We start from the raw sequence: 17215 nt of genomic DNA on the forward strand, positions 1-17215 counted from the left end.
CGCACCCGCCCCCACAGTGGGCGTCGCGCGCCAGTTGCAGGCGGCCATCACCGCCGCCCGCGTTGGCCTGGAGTCGGGCGAAGGCCCGATTCTCCCGGAGCTGCCGGATGTGCGCGCCGGTATTCGCCAGGTAGCCTCTCCTGGTGCGGCGCTGGCGGGTACCGCCTTGCGTAATCTGGCGCTGGTGCTGCGGGTCGGTTTGCAGTTGCGTCCTTATGTGGAGAAACGTCCTGCGCTGTTGCCCACCGGGGCGGAGCGGCTGGACGCGGCAGCGGACCTGTTACCCCAGATCGACGCTGTTCTCCTAGCCAACGGCAGCGTACGCGAAGATGGTAATGATACCCTGCGCCAGTTGCATGGTGAGTTGAAGACGGAGCGCGAGCAGATTCAAAGGACCCTGCAGGGGCATCTGCGTGCGCCGGGAGCGAAGGTCCACTGGTCCAGCCAGCGCGCCTGCGTGCACTTGCCCGATGGGGCAGTGGACAAGATTCGCGGGGTGCGGCGCGGTACCGGCCCAGGCGGACATGGCGTTCTGGTGGAGCCGATGGAGGTGGTGGCGGGTAATAACCATCTGGAGAAGATCGCTGGCCGTATCGAACAGGAGAACCAGGCTATCCTCCGCGCCCTCAGCGATGCCGCGCGTGAGCGCCTGATTGACTTACAGCATTTGGTCGAGTCACTGACCTGGCTGGATCTGGCCATCGCGGGCGCGCAACTGTCCATCCATCTGCATGGCAAAGCGGCTGAGATGGTGGACGTGCCGGTGCTGGTACTGGAAGTGGCCTACCACCCGCAACTCGTCCTCGCTTATGCGGAGAAGCGGGGTCCACGGCCCAAACCGCTATCCGTGCATATTGATGCCGAGTGCCCGATTCTGGTGGTGACCGGACCCAACAGCGGCGGCAAGAGTGTCGCTCTGAAGACGGTTGGGTTGCTTACGGTAATGGCCCATTGCGGCTTGCATATCCCGGTAGAAGGGCGCGCCGTGGTTGGGAATTTCACACATGTTTTTGTGGATATGGGTGATCCGCAAAGTGTCGCTTTTGAGTTGTCTACCTATTCTGGTCATGTGGAGATCCTGAAAAGACTACTTGCGGATGCGGATGATCATACCCTTATCCTGTTGGATGAGCTGGGTACCGGCACGGACCCGGAAGAGGGCGCAGCGCTGGCGATGGCCGTGCTTGATCATCTGGCGGGACGCGGGGTGCGGGGTATGGTGACTACCCATCTCACTCCGCTCAAGGCTTTTGCCGATACCCACGCTTGCCTGTGTAATGCCTCCATGCGCTTTGATCAGGAGCGCTTGGAGCCCACCTACGAGCTGCAGATCGGGGTGCCGGGGCGTTCCCTGGGTCTGGTTATTGCGGCAAAACGCGGATTGCCGGAGGTGTTGGTCAGCAAGGCGCGCGATTATCTGGAATATCTGCACAGCCACTAGGCCGGAAAACGTGCCGCTGACCGCGGTACCATAGATGACAAGCCGTATGCGCCAAGGCATTTTTATTTGACCTCACAGCAAAAAATGTCTAGCTTTTTGCGCTAATACTTTATTCCCTGAGGAGTACGACGATGACGTCCCTGACGACTACGCAAAATCGCCCAAGTCCCGATCTGGTAGAAGAAGACCTGACGGGTGCGGAGATTGTGGTCCGTGCGTTGCGTGATGAAGGTGTGGAACATGTTTTCGGTTATCCGGGTGGTGCGGTGCTGTATATTTATGACGAGCTCGCACAGCAGGATGCCGTCAAGCATATTCTCGTACGTCATGAGCAGGCGGCAGTGCATGCAGCAGATGCTTATTCCCGGGTCACTGGCAAGGTTGGTGTGGCGCTGGTCACCAGTGGTCCGGGCGCCACCAATGCGGTGACCGGCATTGCCACGGCGTACATGGACTCGGTGCCCATAGTGGTGATCACCGGGCAAGTGCCCGTTGCGCTCATCGGTAATGACGCCTTTCAGGAAGTGGACACGGTGGGTATTACGCGGCCCTGCACCAAGCATAATTTCTTGGTGAAGGATGTCCGCGATCTGGCGAGCACCCTGAAGACGGCTTTTTATCTGGCGGCGACGGGGCGGCCAGGCCCGGTGCTGGTGGACATCCCCAAGGATATTACCAGCCACAAAACCCATTATCATTACCCGGAAAAAATCAGTCTGCGTTCCTATAAACCGACGCTGAAAGGCCATCCGGGGCAGGTGCGTAAAGCCATGCAGCTCGTTACCGGTGCGCAGCGGCCGATGTTCTATACCGGCGGCGGCATTATCCTCGGTAACGCTTCCGGAGAACTGCGCAAGCTGGTGCGCACTTTGGGCGCGCCCATCACGAATACGCTCATGGGGTTGGGCGCTTACCCGGCGTCGGATCGCCAGTTTTTGGGGATGCTGGGTATGCACGGTACCTACGAAGCCAATATGGCGGTACAGCACTGTGATGTGCTGGTGGCCCTGGGTGCGCGTTTTGACGACCGCGTCACCGGCAACCTCACCAAATTCGCGCCGCACGCCCGGATTGTGCATGTGGATGTTGATCCGTCCTCCATCTCCAAGAATGTGCGGGTGGATGTGCCCGTCGTCGGCGATTTGCAGCAGGTACTGCTGGAGATGAACCAGATTCTGGCGGAAAATGGTCAGCGCAATGATCCGCAAGCCATGCAGGCGTGGTGGACGCAGATTGAAGAATGGCGGCAGCGCGATTGTCTGCACTATAATCAGGACGACCGGATCATCAAGCCGCAGCTTGTGGTGCAGAAATTGTTTGAGCTTACCGGTGGTAACGCCATCGTCACCTCGGATGTGGGCCAACACCAGATGTGGGCCGCGCAATTCTATGGTTTCGACCAGCCACGTCGCTGGATCAATAGTGGCGGATTGGGCACCATGGGCTTCGGGCTGCCTGCGGCCATGGGCGCGCAGGTTGCCGAACCGGATGCGACGGTGGTTTGTGTGACGGGAGATGGTAGCATCCAGATGAATATTCAGGAGTTGTCCACCTGCCTGCAGTATAACCTGCCCGTCAAGGTGGCGTGTCTCAACAATCATTATCTGGGGATGGTGCGTCAATGGCAGGAGTTTTTCTATGAAAATCGTTACGCCATGAGCTATGTGGATGCCTTGCCTGACTTCGTGAAATTGGCCGAAGCTTATGGCCATATCGGCCTGCGCGCGGATACCCCTGCTGATGTGGAACCAGTGATCCGTGAGGCACTGCGCCTTAAAGACCGCATGGTGTTCATGGATTTCCAGGTAGATCCGCAGGAAAACGTCTACCCCATGGTGCCTGCAGGTGCGGCCCTCTCCGAAATGATTCTGGTATAACCCATGCGCCATATCATCTCTATCTTGCTGGAGAATGAAGCGGGTGCCCTGTCACGAGTGGCGGGGCTGTTCTCGGCGCGTGGTTATAACATTGAGGCGATGACTGTCGCGCCGACTCACGATCCGAGTATTTCGCGGATGACGGTGGCGACGCGAGGTTCCGAGGAAATCATGGAGCAGGTCCTCAAGCAGTTGAATAAGCTTGTGGAAGTCATACGCGTGCACGACTTGACCGAGGGGCCGCACATTGAGCGCGAGCTGATGCTGATCAAGGTTCATGCCGTAGGGCAGGATCGCGAGGAGGTCAAAAGGCTGTCGGATGTTTTCCGGGGGCGTATCATTGACGTGACGGACCGCTCCTACACGATGGAGCTGACGGGTACAGGCGAGAAGCTGGATGCCTTTATCCATGCTCTGGACCCCGGTATGGTCATTGAAGTGGTACGCAGCGGTGCCAGCGCCATCAGTCGCGGTGCCAAGGCAATCTAATCCATAAATAAAAATTTACAATCACTTAACCAAATAAAAAGAGGTTTCACATGAAGGTTTATTACGATAACGACGCCGATCTCGCCCTGATCCAGAAGAAGCAGGTGGCCATCATCGGCTACGGTTCCCAGGGACATGCCCACGCCTTGAACCTCAAGGATTCCGGCGTCAGCGTGGTCGTTGCTTTGCGCAAGGATTCTTCCTCCTGGGAGAAAGCCAGTAATGCCGGACTGGCCGTCAAGGAGGTTGCCGCAGCCGTGGCCGCAGCCGATGTGATCATGATCCTGACCCCCGATGAAGGCCAGGGCGCGCTGTATCGCGATGAAATCGCGCCGAACATCAAGCAGGGTGCGGCACTGGCGTTTGCCCATGGCTTTAACGTCCACTTTGGCCAGATTCATCCGCGCGCCGATCTGGACTGCTTCCTGGTGGCGCCTAAGGGACCCGGTCATCTGGTGCGTTCTACCTATACGCAAGGTGGCGGTGTGCCCAGCCTGATCGCGGTCCATCAGGATGCAAGCGGTAATGCCACCAATATTGCGTTGTCCTATGCTAAGGCCAACGGTGGTACCCGTGCCGGCGTGATCGAGACCAGCTTCCGGGAAGAAACCGAAACGGATTTGTTTGGCGAGCAAGCGGTGCTGTGTGGTGGCGCTACGGCGTTGGTGCAGGCAGGTTTTGAGACGCTGGTGGAAGCCGGTTATGCGCCAGAAATGGCCTATTTCGAGTGCATGCATGAACTGAAGCTGATTGTCGACCTCATGTACGAAGGCGGCATCAGCAATATGCGCTACTCCATTTCTAATACGGCGGAGTACGGCGACCTGACGCGCGGCCCGCGGGTTGTAAATGCGGATACCAAGGCGGAGATGAAGAAGATTTTGACCGAAATTCAGAATGGTCAGTTTGCCAAGGAGTTTATTCTGGAGAATCAGTCAGGTAAGCCGACCATGCAGGCTATGCGCCGGATTGGGGCGGAGCACCCCATTGAAGTGGTGGGCAACAAGCTGCGCTCGATGATGACCTGGATCGGTCAGAACCGGATCGTGGACCGTTCGCGCAACTGAAGTTTGCGGCCGGGATTGGCGATAGTCTGCATGGGCGGAATGGCTGTGGGCAAAAAGTAATCTGCCTGTGCTGATTCCGCCCTTTTATCATTGTCCGGCTCCTGATACCCTCCGCCCATGAAAACAGACTATCCTTATCCCTTACTGGCGCGCGAAGGCTGGCCTTTTTTGGCCTTGTTTTTAGGTGTCGCCATTGTGCTGCAGATATTTACGAATGGCTGGTGGGCTGCGCCGTTTTATCTGCTTTTTCTCTTCAGCCTCCAGTTCTTTCGTGATCCGCGGCGTCCCCTGCCGGTGTTATCGGAAAGATCGGTGGTGTGCCCCGCTGATGGCAAGGTGATCGCCGTTGAGCAGGTTGACGATCCCTATCTTTCCCGTCCTGCGCTCAAGATCAGTATCTTTATGAATGTGTTTGATGTGCATGTGAATCGCATGCCGGTTAAGGGACAGGTGCAGAAAACCTGGTATTTTCCGGGTAAATTCTTCAATGCCGCCCTCGACAAGGCTTCTTTGGAGAACGAACGCAATGCCCTTTGGGTGAAAACCGACGATGGCAGCGACGTGACTGTCGTACAGGTGGCAGGGTTGGTCGCGCGGCGTATTGTTTGTCATGTCGCGGCCGATAGCGGCGTGGCCGCGGGACAGCGCTTCGGCTTTATCCGCTTTGGTTCGCGGGTAGACACCTACCTGCCGGTCAATGCCCAGCCCCTGGTGGCCGTAGGCGAACGGGTGCGTGCGGGTGCCCAGTGTATTGCGACCTTGGGTGCCCAACAGCCATGAATCCCAGATATCCGCGCCGTGGGGTTTATGTTCTGCCCAACCTCTTTACCACGGCCAGCCTGTTTGCCGGTTTTTATTCCATCATTGCTTCCATCAACGGTCACTACCGGGTGGCCGCCATCGTCATTTTTATTGCCATGATTCTCGATGGCCTGGATGGGCGCGTGGCAAGGATGACGCATACGGAAAGCGCATTCGGCGCGGAATATGATTCATTGGCGGATGTGATTGCCTTTGGTATGGCGCCGGCTATTTTGGTATTTCTGTGGGGGCTGCAGGATTTCGGCAAATTCGGGTGGCTGGGGGCATTTATCTATACTGCCTGTGGTGCTCTGCGCCTGGCCCGCTTTAACACTCAGGTGCATAGCGCATCCAAGCGCTACTTCCAAGGCTTGCCCATACCCACAGCGGCGGCAGTGCTGGCCAGTCTGGTCTGGGTGGCGGTAGGGGAGGGATATCCCTGGCTGACACAGATTAGCGAGTATCTGGCGCTGGGACTGGTCTACGCGTTGGGCCTGTTGATGGTCAGTAATGTCCGTTTCCGCAGTTTCAAGGATTTTGACCTGCACGGGCGGGTACCTTTTGCCTTAGCCATCTTTGTGGTACTGGTTGTGGCCCTGGTCGCCGTGCATCCACCTCTGGTACTGTTTATCGCCGTGATTTCCTACGTGGTGGTGGGGTTGCTGTTGACCTTGTGGCAAATCCGCAGCCACCGTATCCAGCGGCGGCGTGGTGGCCTTGGTCACTGACTTGCCGGCACCGTGAATGCGCCCCAATGCAGAGTGCAGGAAATGCGCGCCGACTGACCATTTTGTACTGGCGCCCCCTTGGGGACGCCCAGGCCGGATTAGGCCGGTTACGGGGATGCCCCATATTTTTTTATTTGGCTGGCGATATCCTGGTGATCACGTACCCCCCGGCAGTATCTTTTGAGAAGTCGAAATTCACATGCTCGCCAATCTTAAGACTGGCGAGCATGGCCTTGTCCATGACCAGGAAATTCATGGACATCTTGGGCCAATCAAGGGCCTTGACGGGGCCCATGGCAACGTTGACTGTGCCGGTGGGATTGATGCTGTTGATTTTGCCATGTCCCATGAATATCTGGGCCTTGACCGCCTGTGCCCCGGCCATGTTTTTGGTGCCACCCATATTGTCCATGGCCGCCTGTGCCGGAAGCGTGACCGCCGAAGAACACAGCAGAATGAGGGCGAGATAGAAGCGTTTCATTGTCGTCTCCTTGCTATTGTTAAACTGTTTCCTTGTTGAATTCCAACGTTGCTGTCGCTACAAAAACTCCCGCAGTATCCCTCCTTTCCACCCATGATCATTACTTCCTCCTCATCCGTAGCCCCATCAGCGTAGGCCCAATCGCCGCTTCTGCCACAGGGCGTAAAGGGCAGGAATTACCAGCAAGGCCAGCAACGCGGCGCTGAACATGCCGCCCACCATGGGGGCGGCAATGCGCTTCATCACATCGGCACCGGCGCCATGGCTGAACATGATGGGTAAGAGGCCACCCACCACCAGGGTAAAGGTCATGGCCAATGGCCGCAGGCGCAGCATGGTCCCCTCAATGACGGTCAGCCGAAGGTCGTGCCAGTTCCGCAAGGTGTCACTGGCCTGCCGCCGGAGGAGGGCCTGGTCCAGGTAGAGAAGCATCACCACCCCGAATTCCGCCGCCACTCCCGCCAAGGCGATGAAACCCACCGCCACCGCCACCGAGAGCTTGTAATTCAGCCAATAGATGAGCCAGAAACCACCCACCAGAGACAGGGGCAAAGTCAGCAGGATAATGGCCACCTCCACCCAGTTCTTGAAGTTGAAGTAGAGGAGCAGGGCGATCAGCAGAATGACGGCAGGAATGACCAGTTCCAGGCGTTTAGTGGTTTGCTGCATGATCTGATACTGGCCCACCCAGGAGACGGTGTAACCACCTGGGAGATTGACGGCCTTCGCAATGGCCGCTTTGGCACGGGGCACATAGGCGCCGATGTTGGTGCCCGGTTTCAGGTCAATGTAGATCCAACTGTTCAGACGGCTGTTGTCGCTAGTGAGCATCGCTGGCCCCCCCTCGATGCGGAGATCGGCTACCTGGGCCAGGGGGATCTGGGCACCGTCGGGTGTGGCGATTCGGCTTTCCATCAGGGTGGACAGGGATTGGCGCAGTTCCCGAGGGTAACGGAGAACCACCGGGAAGCGTTCCAGCCCTTGTACCGCGGTGCTCAGGACCTTGCCGCCAATGGCCGTTTCCACGAGACGGTTCACATCCGCTACCGAAAGGCCGTAACGGGCGGCTTTGCTGCGATCAGTGCGCACGACGATATATCGACCGCCAGCAACCCGTGCCGCGTAGGCACTCTGGGTGCCGGATATTTTCTGCAAAGCCGTTTGGAGTTTCTGCCCCAGGCGGTTCAGGGTATCGAGATCCGGACCCGTCACCTTGATGCCAAGAGGGGTTGTCAACCCGGTGGTGACCATATCCACTCGGTTCTTGATCGGCTGCGTCCACACATTGGACAGGCCAGGAATGCGCAACGCCTCATTCATCCTGTTCTGCAGCTTGTGTATCGTCATCCCGACGGGCCACTGATCCGGCTCTTTGAGCGTGACAGTGGTATCAAACATCGATAAGGGTGCCTGATCTGTCGCCGTCTGGGCCCTGCCCGCTTGACCGAAAACCGTTTTCACCTCGGGGAAGGTCTTGAGGATGCGGTCCGTCTGCTGCAAAACCATGGCCGCCTCACCGATGGAGACGGCGGGGTCCTGAAATATCGGCATGTAGAGCAGCGTCCCCTCGTTCAGGGGGGGCATAAACTCCGATCCCAGACGGTTCCAGGGGTAAAAGAGGGTGGCCGTGAGCAGCAGGGCAAGAATCAAAATAATCCAGGGCGCGCGCAGGACAGTGTGGATGACCGGACGGTAGAGGAAAGCCAGGACCCGATTCAGGGGGTTTTTGTTTTCAGGGCGGATGCGGCCGCGGATGAACCAGGCCATCAAAATGGGCACCAGGGTGACCGAAAGGAGGGCGGCGGCGGCGATGGAAAAGGTCTTGGTGAAGGCGAGCGGCGCGAAGAGTTTACCCTCCTCGCCACCCAAGGCGAAGACCGGCAGGAAGGAAACAGCGATGATAATCAGCGAGAAGAACAGTGCCGGACCGACCTCCGCCGTCGCCGCTATGGCCGCTGCCCAAGGGTCGATGCCGGGGTTGTGTTCCAAATGTTTGTGCATATTCTCGATCATGACCACGGGGGCATCCATCATCACGCCGATGGCAATGGCGATGCCGCCCAGGGACATGATGTTGGCGGGGATGCCCATGGCCCACATGATGAGGATGGCGGCCAGTATTCCCAGCGGCAGGGCGACGAGGGCGACCAGCGCCGAACGTGCACGCAGCAGAAAGAGCAGGGAAATGAGCGCCACCGCCAGGGATTCTTCCAGCAGCTTGCCGGTCAGGGTGTGAATGCTGTGCCGAATAAGCGGGGCTTGGCTATAGGTGGTGACGACTTGTACCCCCTTGGGTAGGGAGGGCTGGAGTTCCTTGAGCTTGCGCTCAATTCGGTGGATGAGGGCATAGGCGTTGCCACCCTGGTTCATCATCACGATACCGCCCACCACCTGACCCTTACCGTCGAGTTCGGCGACGCCATTGGGCAATTGTGGACCCAACTGCACCCGGGCCACCTCTCGCAGCGTAATGGGCACATCGTTGCGTACGGCCAGCGACGCATCTTGCAGGTCTTTCAGGGAATGGATATAGCCCGCGGTGCGGACGATATAACTGGCGTCTCCCATGTCCACCACCGAGCCGCTGGTCTCCCCGTTAGCCGCCCGGATGGCGGCCTCCACCGTCGGCAGGGTCAGGTGGTAGGCGAGAAGTTTCTGCGGATCCACCACCACCTGGTATTCTTGCACCATGCCCCCTAGCGTGGCCACCTCCGCAACGCCGGAGATGCCCTGCAGTTCGTACTTGAGGAACCAATTCTGCAAGGTGGTGAGCTGGGCCAGATTCAAGGTCCCGCCGGGGTCGGTGAGGGCATACTCGAAGATCCAGTCCACCCCCGAACTGTTCGGCCCCAGGGCCGGGGTGATCCCCGGCGGCAGCTTGGACTGCACCTGGCTCAGGTATTGGAGTACCAGGTTGCGGGCCTGATAGATGCTGGTGCCCCCTTTGAAGAGGACGTAGACATAGGAGTCCCCGAACATGGAGTAGCCGCGCACGGCCTGGGCACCGGGTACCTCCTGCAGGGTGGTCTCCAGGGGGTAGGTCACCTGATCCTGAACAATCTGCGGAGCCTGACCAGGGTAGGAAGTCTTGACGATGACCTGGGTGGGCGAAATGTCGGGGAGAGCCTCCAGGGGGATGTTCATCATCGCCAACATACCACTGGCAATCAGCACCAAGGCGGCGATCACGACCAGCGCGCGGTTTGCCATACACCATCGCATGATTGCTCTAATCATGAGACTGCCCTCCTGGACCCATATCCATCCCGGTCATGGCGCTCTTGGTAGGCGCCGTATTGCCCCCTAACATACGGGCCTTGACGGACTGGAACTGGGATTCGGAATAGAGCAGGAACTGGGCACTTTCCACTACCCGGTCACCGGCTTTGAGCCCCTTGTCGATGGCTACCCAGCCGTCGGCCTCCACTCCGAGAGCGACCTGTACCGGCAGGAAGTGTCCTTGGCCCTCGCCCAGCATCACGTAATCTCTCTGGCCGGTACGCAGTACGGCGCTGCTGGGGACCGCCAGGGTCTCCTCGGGACTGGCCAGAACCGTGGCGTCGGCGTAGGTGCCGGGGCGTAGGTTTCCCCCAGGATTGGGAAAGCTCAGCCGGGCCGTCACCGTCCGGCTTTTGGGATCGAGGGTCGGATAGAGGAAGCTCAAACGTCCTACCCAGGTCTTGCCGGGATAGGCCGGCAGATGCAGACGCACGGGGTTGCCGATCCGTACCCAGGGCAACTGATGGGAGTAGAGCGCCACATTGACCCAAACCCGGTCGAGGTTGGCTATTTCATAGAGATTCGTTTGCGGCGAGACATAACCACCCTGGCGCGCATGGAGGGTCTCGACCACCCCGGAAGTGGGAGCTATGACCGCTACATTGCGTTCCGCTGTGCCGTGCCGGGCTAGAGCCGCGATCTGGTTTTCCGGCATGCCCAGCAGTCGCAATCTCGCCCGGGCTGCCGCCAGCAATGCCGGGCCTTCCGTCACCCCACCCTGGCGGCGGGCAATGAGATATTCCTGCTGGGCACTATACAGTTCGGGAGAATATATCTCGGCGAGCACCTGGCCACGTTGCACGGGGTCACCCACGGCGCGGACGTTCAAGCGTGTCACCCAGCCGGAGAAACGCGGAGTGACGGAATAGACCCGGTTCTCGTCCACCGCCACGGTGCCCACGGTATGGATGGCATGCCCCATCTGCCGGTGCTGCACCGCCACAAGGCGCACCCCCAGGTTTTGCGCCAGGCGCGGATCGATGCTGAGGCCGGACTCTTTTTTTGCGTTCGGGCTGGAGGCATAGACCGGGATATAGGCCATCCCCATACTGTCCTTCATCGGATGATCCGAATGGATTTTGGGGTCCATGGGGGCAGCCCAGTAGAGGATGTGCCGTTGCTTGGGCATACTTGCCGGAGCTGCGGCGGAGTGGGCGCCGGGCGCCGCGGCAGGGGTTCGCAGCCACCAGACCGCATTGGCCCCGAGACCCACACCAATGACGAGTAGGCTGATGCCGATAATCCAGTTGCGTGGCTTCATGGTTGTATCTCTCCCTCTCCTTGGGTGGCGAGAAAATCCAGTTCTGCGGCGCTGAGGGCCAGATCGCGGCGGTATTGCAGGCGGGTCAGGGCGTAGTCCAGCACGTCCTTCTGGGTGCGCAACACCGCATCCAGTCCGGCGCGTCCCGCCGAGTAGGCGGCGAGCGTTGCGGAAAAGGCATTCCGTGCGGTGGGCAGCAGTTGTCGATCCATGCGCTGCAACTGGATTTTGTAGGATTCATAGCGGGCAAAGGCGGCACGAGCCTGCTGGGCCAGGGCCAGGTGTTGATCGTCGTAGCGATATTGCGCCTGCTGGGCCTTGGCCTGGGCGGCGGCAACGTCCTGGTCCTGGCGATCCCCCGGGAATAGCGGCAGGCTCAGGTCAACCCCCGCTGACAGCCAGTTGGGGCTGCCGGGGTGGAAATCCTGGCCATAACCGACGCTGACGGTGACGTCCGGCCAATAGCCGGTTTTGGCTACCTGCACGCCCATTTGCGCGGCACGGGTCTGCGCCTGGGCGGCGCGCAGGAGGGGCTGGCCGGAAAGTCGGGCTTCCATTTCGGCAAGAGTGGGGGGTGGCGGCAGATTCGGCCATTGCTTTTCTATGGACGGCGGTTCCGGCAGATTTAGAATCTGGGCGATTTGCGCCAGATCGCTTGCCTGCTCTGCCTGCAATCTGGTGATGTCATTGGCCAAACTGTCGCGCGCCAGTTGGGCACGGAGTACCTCGGCCTGTGTCCCTTGTGCGGACCGGTAGAGCGCCAGTGCCGCTTGCACACTCGCGGCCTCCAACCGTTCCTGGTGCCGGACCGTGGCCATGGCATTTTCGGTATAGAGGGCTTGCAGCCAGGCACGGCGCAGCAACAACACCAACTCGGCGGACTGGCCGCGCAGGGTATCGACGACCGCCTGGGCCTCCACTCCCGCCCGTTGTCCTTCCAGCCCCAGTTTGCCAAAGGAGGGAAAGGTCTGACTCAGGCCCACGCTCAGCATGCTCATCTGCTGCTGATTCATGGAGAAGCTGTTGAGGGGCAGGTTCGCGGCACCGAGGGCGAGATGCGGATCGGGCAACTGGGCAACGGCCACGGCCTTGTGCCGCAATTCCGCAATCTTTTGGGTCAGGGCGCCGAGTCCGGGATTTTGCCGCAGGGCAACGGCTTCCGCGCTCTGCAGGCTCAGCGAGGCGGCCCAGGCGGGTGTTGCCGACAGGAGCAATAGCACCCCGACAGAGAGGCGAATACCGCCCCATGTCGGTTGGATAAAACGACCAGGAATATTGGTGTACATAAAAATCTCCATGGCAAAAAAGCGATACATCTCCTCAGGTTAGAGAGGAGTGCCAGTTTGCTCAGGAGAGATTAAATGACCAACCGCACGTGCTGGAGGGGAGGGGAGGGATGCGGCAGGCGGGGGAGAAAACCCTGGGTTGCTGCCGGGAAGAAGATTGCCGGACGGGAAAATGTCACGGAGCCCATCATTGCCGGGGCCGGGAAGGTTATTCCCGGGAGTCTTAATCCCCCCGGTGCATGGGTTGCTGCGCAGATCGACACGCACTGGCCGGACATCGCCCCGGAATGTATGCTCACGTTCATACCGTGAGCACCCTGGCAACAGGGCATGTCCGCTATCGACATGCCTGGCGTGGCAGTGCAGGAAACACCGAGCGGCATGGCCACTGCAACATTGCTTACCCATGTTCCGAGGAAGAACATGAACATAGCCAACAAGGCGAGCAAGGGAGAGTGATGGCGGATTGTTTGCATGTCGGTGTCAGCTGATCTCGGTCAGTACGTCGAAGCCTGCCGCGTCGTGATCGCGGGATCCGTTGGCGCAAGCCGACATCCATACGCTTACAATAATCATAAAATGACTCTTTTTGGAGCTCGTAGGGCATCGTAAACCATGAAGTGCGCTACAGAGTCAAGGCGTAAAAGTTTTCCCTAAATCGACAAGGAGCAGGACGCTGTACAGCATGAGGTGCGTGGTTATGGTCTGTGGGAGGTTGTAGTAGTCTGCTCTGGGGGTACGCATGATATTGACGATATACGGGGCCACGATTGTCACCCTGATGATGCTGTTTTATGCATTCGAATCGCGCTCGCACTGGTTTACGCTGGCCTTTGCAGTAGCTTGTCTGGGGTCCGCGGCTTATGGATTTCTCGCCGGCACCTGGCCCTTTGGTGTCGTCGAGAGCGTCTGGTCGCTGGTGGCGTTGCGTAAGTGGCAAGTGGTTCGCCTCCGCTAGCAATATGGCTGCTCATACCAGAGGCGTGTCGCACCTGGAGACGCAAGGATATGCGGAATGGTGGAGCGTGCGGCTCAATGCTTATGTAAATGGTGCATGTCCGGGGTGTGGGCATGGTTATGGGTCAGTGCTTCGTGCTTATGCGGGTGGCGATGGCTGACACCGGGCACCAGCGGATCAGGGTGTGCGTGCTGATGGTGTGCGTCATGCACATGGACATGATCATGTTCCATGAGCGTATGGGTATGTTCATGCGCGTGGCTTTCGGTGAGATGCATCCAGATGCCCCAACCCATCAGCGCTCCGGCGATCAGTAAGAGTGGAGTGACTGGGGCACCGAGCATCACGCTGAGCATGGCACCGACAAAGGGGGCGCTGGAAAAATATGCTCCCGTCCGCGCGCTGCCGAGATGACGCAGACCGACCACAAAAAAGGCGAGGCTGACGCCATAGGCGAAGAAACCCAGCAGCATCGCCGCCGCCATGTCCGGCAGGGCAGGCAGACGGTCACCGAGTAACAGCGCCAGTCCGAGGTTCACGCTACCCGCCACCCAGCCTTTGTTGGCGGCGATCCAGCTGGTATCGGTCAGGGATACCTTGCGGGTCAGGTTGTTATCCATACCCCAGGCAAAGCAGGCGCCGATGATGGCGGCGGCGGACCAGAGGTGGTCGAAATGCACCTGTCCAGGCCAACTGAGGAGCACCATCCCCAGCACAATCGCCACCATGCCCCAGGCTATGCGGCGGTCAAAACTTTCCTTGAACACCCACCACGCCAATAGGGTCGTAAACACCGTCTCCGCATTTAACAATAAAGAAGCCGTTGAAGCGGCGGCACCCTGCAAGCCGATCATGAACAGCACCGGTGCAACGATTCCACCCGCCAGCACCGAAACCCCAAACCAGAAAGCATCCCGACGCGACAAGCGCACCCGTTCGGCGCGGCGCAGCCAGCGGTAGAGGGTCAGTCCCAGGCCGGAGCCCAGATAGAGCAGACCCGCCAACATCCAGGGGCTTACCGATGCCAGCAGAATCTTGGCCAGCGGCGTACTCGCTCCAAAGAGCAGCGCTGACAGGAGGGCGGCCTGAATGCCGGGACGGCGTAGGGTGTGGAGGAGGGACATGGGCATCCTGTAGGCGAAAAGAACCATTGATCAGCCGTCATGATAAAACGGGCGCGGTCTGCATGACAGACCGCCATAAGCACCGTCGTCGAGAAAAGGGTTATCCAGGAAGCGATACTTGCCGCGCTGCTTTCGCTGTCAAAGCGCTATAAATCACCGGTGCCAGCCACAAAGACATGAACACGGACAGCAGCAGACCACCCATGACCGCCACCGCGAGGGGCTTGAGCAGGTCAGTGCCGTGGCCGATACCGATGGCCAGCGGCAAAAAGCCGAAGACATCGGCGAGCATGGTCATCAGGATGGGGCGCAAGCGCTGCCGGGCGGCTAGGGCGACCACGGCGGGGCGCGGCTGCGGACCACCGAGTTGCCGGGCACGGGCAAAAATCAGAATCACATTGTTGACCGCAATGGCAAAGACCAGCAGCACGCCGAGAAAGGCGGTGCTATCGAGGTCAATACCGAGGAGCAGGAGCGCCAGCAAGGCCCCCGGTGCCGCCAGCGCAATCGCCAGCAGGGCGGAAATGGCCGCCCGCTGACTGCTGAACTGAAAGCCGAGCAGGATCAGGAGCAAGGCCAGCGCTCCGCCGAGAATCAGCGCCATCTGCTGAAAGCTCTGTGATTGCTGGCGATAATAGCCGCCCAGCAAGCTCGTCACGTTGGTCGGCAGATGCAGGTTCGCTACCACCACACGTGCTTTAGCGGCGGCCTGCGCCAGCCCCTCACCGGGCTTCGGCTGCAGCCAGACATAGGCATCGGGCACCAGATTCTGATGGGTCACAAAGGGTACCGCCCCCTGCACATGAACGCCAGCGATGCTTGCCAGCGGAGTAAAGCTCCCGTCCGGCAAGCGAATGGGGAGGGTGTCCATCTCGCGCGGGGTGAAATCGTGGCCGGCGAGGCTGACGCGAATCGGCAGAATCTGCTCGCCGTGCAGGAGGAAGCCCGCCTGTCGCCCCCAGAAACGCTCTTTGACCTGGCTAGCCAGCACTGGCGGGGTGATGCCATAAATCGCGGCCAGTGGCGATGGAGTGATCTCCAGCTCAGGACCCGCTGAAGGTGACTTGAAGTTCACGGACTCAAAGGCATGGCTCTGGCGCAATGCCGCCGCCAGACGCACGCCCTGTGCACGCAGTGTGGCGGAATCCGAGCCGAAGAGATAAACCACCAGCGGCGCGTGGGCACCCGAGAGATTGCCCAGGCGTACAATCATCGTTTGATGGAGTGTCAAGGAGAGCAGATTGGGAGCCGTCTGAAGGAACTGTGTCCGCAGCGTGTGCATCACCGTCTCGGTGCTCTGCGCGTGATTGGACTTGAGGACGATGGCGATAGCCCCCTTGTTGGCCGGCGCGTGGAGGAACTGGAAGCCGCGCCCGACCATCAGCGATGCCCGCTCCACATTGGGATTCTCCAGCGCCACCCGCATGAAATCCCGCCCCACGCGGGTGGTTTCCGCCACGCTGCTGCCGACCGGGGTACGGAAGGGCACCGAAATCACGCCCTCGTCCCAATGGGGCAGGAAGGCAGTGGGCAAGGTGGTCAGCGTCAGCCATCCCGCGACCGCGAGGAGCAGGACCACCGGAGTGGCCCACCACGGGCGGCGCATGCCGAAAATCAGCCAACGGCTGAAATGTCGACGTAACCAGCGCTCAGCGCCATTCCGCCGCTTCTGCTGCGGGCGCCCGGCGAGCCAGGCGGCCAGCACCGGCGTCACCAGCAGGGCGACGATTTGCGAAGTCAGCAGCGCAATGACGATGGCCAGCGCCATATGCCGGAACAAGAGCCCCAGCGTGCCGGACAAAAAGATCAGCGGCAGGAAGATCAGGCAGGAGGTGAGGGTGGCCAGGGTCATCAGCGGCAGAATTTCGGCAGCGCGGCGCAAGGCTTGCCGCCGTCGCGTCGTGCGGTCACCGTGCAGGCCATGGATCCCGCGTTCGATCACCACGATGGCGTGATCCACCAAGGCACCGATCGCCGCTGTCAGGCCGCCGAGCGTCATGATATTGAGTCCGTAGCCCAACGTATGCAGCACCAGAAAAGTAGCCGCCAGGGCCAGCGGGACGACCACCAGGGTCGCCAGCGCCCCGTCGAAACGGCCGAGAAAGGCGAAGACCACCAGCCAGGCGATCAGGCTGCCGAGTCCGAGGGCGATCCAGACGTCGCGCAGGCTGCTGCTGATCAAGTGACTCAGGTCATAGATCGGCACCAGCTGCACGCCGGGTGGCAGGTGTGTCCGTAAGGCGGCCAGCCGACTCTGCACGGCACGGGCGACATTCACATCGTTGGCTCGCGATTGCGACAGGACGTCGATGATCAGGGCATGGCGGTAGCCGGGGACGGCGGCATCGGTGAGCAAGGGTGGCGGACCGACCTGTACCCGCCCCAGCGCGCCCAACGCCAGCGGGGCGCGGATGCCTTCGGCG

At 60.0% G+C, this 17215-nt stretch carries 14 protein-coding genes; 8 read left to right on the forward strand and 6 right to left on the reverse strand.

Annotated elements, in window-relative coordinates:
* The 6 genes from HF921_RS08790 to pssA all read left to right on the forward strand — a co-directional run.
* On the forward strand, nt 1–1441 hold a 1441-nt coding region (locus HF921_RS08790), incomplete at its 5' end, for an endonuclease MutS2 (RefSeq protein WP_215893684.1).
* 131 nt (nt 1442–1572) lie between these two features.
* Complete coding sequence (gene ilvB, locus HF921_RS08795; RefSeq protein WP_215892272.1) at nt 1573–3318, forward strand: biosynthetic-type acetolactate synthase large subunit; 1746 nt, start codon at nt 1573–1575, stop codon at nt 3316–3318.
* 3 nt (nt 3319–3321) lie between these two features.
* A complete protein-coding gene (gene ilvN / locus HF921_RS08800) occupies nt 3322–3807 on the forward strand; it encodes an acetolactate synthase small subunit (protein WP_064217764.1) in 486 nt (161 codons plus the stop codon).
* Nucleotides 3808–3857: 50 nt separating this feature from the next.
* Entirely contained in the window at nt 3858–4874 is a 1017-nt protein-coding gene (ilvC, locus tag HF921_RS08805) for a ketol-acid reductoisomerase (RefSeq protein ID WP_064217763.1), read from the forward strand.
* 117 nt (nt 4875–4991) lie between these two features.
* A complete protein-coding gene (locus HF921_RS08810; protein ID WP_064217762.1) occupies nt 4992–5654 on the forward strand; it encodes a phosphatidylserine decarboxylase in 663 nt (220 codons plus the stop codon).
* Complete coding sequence (gene pssA / locus HF921_RS08815; protein WP_064217761.1) at nt 5651–6403, forward strand: CDP-diacylglycerol--serine O-phosphatidyltransferase; 753 nt, start codon at nt 5651–5653, stop codon at nt 6401–6403. Before HF921_RS08810 ends, pssA begins: the two co-directional genes overlap by 4 nt.
* Before the next feature lie 130 nt (nt 6404–6533).
* On the opposite strand, the gene HF921_RS08820 is transcribed toward pssA, so the two are convergent.
* From HF921_RS08820 to HF921_RS08835, 4 genes are all read right to left on the reverse strand, one after another.
* The gene (locus tag HF921_RS08820; RefSeq protein ID WP_064217760.1) at nt 6534–6884 is read right to left on the reverse strand and encodes a copper-binding protein; all 351 of its coding nucleotides are present in this window, start codon (nt 6882–6884) and stop codon (nt 6534–6536) included.
* 126 nt (nt 6885–7010) lie between these two features.
* Nucleotides 7011–10121 (reverse strand): efflux RND transporter permease subunit, encoded by a 3111-nt coding sequence (locus HF921_RS08825; RefSeq protein ID WP_064217759.1) that lies wholly within the window; start codon nt 10119–10121, stop codon nt 7011–7013.
* Complete coding sequence (locus HF921_RS08830) at nt 10114–11424, reverse strand: efflux RND transporter periplasmic adaptor subunit (protein ID WP_215861179.1); 1311 nt, start codon at nt 11422–11424, stop codon at nt 10114–10116. Before HF921_RS08830 ends, HF921_RS08825 begins: the two co-directional genes overlap by 8 nt.
* The gene (locus HF921_RS08835) at nt 11421–12710 is read right to left on the reverse strand and encodes a TolC family protein (RefSeq protein ID WP_064220091.1); all 1290 of its coding nucleotides are present in this window, start codon (nt 12708–12710) and stop codon (nt 11421–11423) included. The genes HF921_RS08830 and HF921_RS08835 overlap by 4 nt, the downstream gene beginning before the upstream one ends.
* Before the next feature lie 75 nt (nt 12711–12785).
* Here HF921_RS08835 and HF921_RS08840 point away from each other — a divergent pair, with 75 nt between their 5' ends.
* Nucleotides 12786–13022 carry a hypothetical protein gene (locus HF921_RS08840; protein WP_064220089.1) on the forward strand — a complete coding sequence of 79 codons (237 nt, stop codon included), beginning with the start codon at nt 12786–12788 and terminating at the stop codon, nt 13020–13022.
* A gap of 430 nt (nt 13023–13452) precedes the next feature.
* Entirely contained in the window at nt 13453–13668 is a 216-nt protein-coding gene (locus HF921_RS08845) for a hypothetical protein (RefSeq protein WP_196762978.1), read from the forward strand.
* Between the two features lie 74 nt (nt 13669–13742).
* On the opposite strand, the gene HF921_RS08850 is transcribed toward HF921_RS08845, so the two are convergent.
* Nucleotides 13743–14792, reverse strand: coding sequence for a DMT family transporter (locus HF921_RS08850; protein ID WP_215880374.1), 1050 nt, complete (start codon nt 14790–14792; stop codon nt 13743–13745).
* Between the two features lie 100 nt (nt 14793–14892).
* Nucleotides 14893–17215 (reverse strand): efflux RND transporter permease subunit (locus tag HF921_RS08855; RefSeq protein WP_215893685.1); only part of this gene is annotated, 2323 nt, incomplete at its 5' end.

Source organism: Acidithiobacillus ferriphilus (assembly GCF_018854775.1).
GTDB classification, from domain to species: Bacteria; Pseudomonadota; Gammaproteobacteria; order Acidithiobacillales; family Acidithiobacillaceae; genus Acidithiobacillus; species Acidithiobacillus ferriphilus.

Coding starts and splice junctions, on each gene's coding strand:
- ilvB (WP_215892272.1), top strand. CDS start 1,573: ATGACGTCCCTGACGACTACGCAAAATCGCCCAAGTCCCGATCTGGTA.
- ilvN (WP_064217764.1), top strand. CDS start 3,322: ATGCGCCATATCATCTCTATCTTGCTGGAGAATGAAGCGGGTGCCCTG.
- ilvC (WP_064217763.1), top strand. CDS start 3,858: ATGAAGGTTTATTACGATAACGACGCCGATCTCGCCCTGATCCAGAAG.
- HF921_RS08810 (WP_064217762.1), top strand. CDS start 4,992: ATGAAAACAGACTATCCTTATCCCTTACTGGCGCGCGAAGGCTGGCCT.
- pssA (WP_064217761.1), top strand. CDS start 5,651: ATGAATCCCAGATATCCGCGCCGTGGGGTTTATGTTCTGCCCAACCTC.
- HF921_RS08820 (WP_064217760.1), bottom strand. CDS start 6,884: ATGAAACGCTTCTATCTCGCCCTCATTCTGCTGTGTTCTTCGGCGGTC.
- HF921_RS08825 (WP_064217759.1), bottom strand. CDS start 10,121: ATGATTAGAGCAATCATGCGATGGTGTATGGCAAACCGCGCGCTGGTC.
- HF921_RS08830 (WP_215861179.1), bottom strand. CDS start 11,424: ATGAAGCCACGCAACTGGATTATCGGCATCAGCCTACTCGTCATTGGT.
- HF921_RS08835 (WP_064220091.1), bottom strand. CDS start 12,710: ATGTACACCAATATTCCTGGTCGTTTTATCCAACCGACATGGGGCGGT.
- HF921_RS08840 (WP_064220089.1), top strand. CDS start 12,786: ATGACCAACCGCACGTGCTGGAGGGGAGGGGAGGGATGCGGCAGGCGG.
- HF921_RS08845 (WP_196762978.1), top strand. CDS start 13,453: ATGATATTGACGATATACGGGGCCACGATTGTCACCCTGATGATGCTG.
- HF921_RS08850 (WP_215880374.1), bottom strand. CDS start 14,792: ATGTCCCTCCTCCACACCCTACGCCGTCCCGGCATTCAGGCCGCCCTC.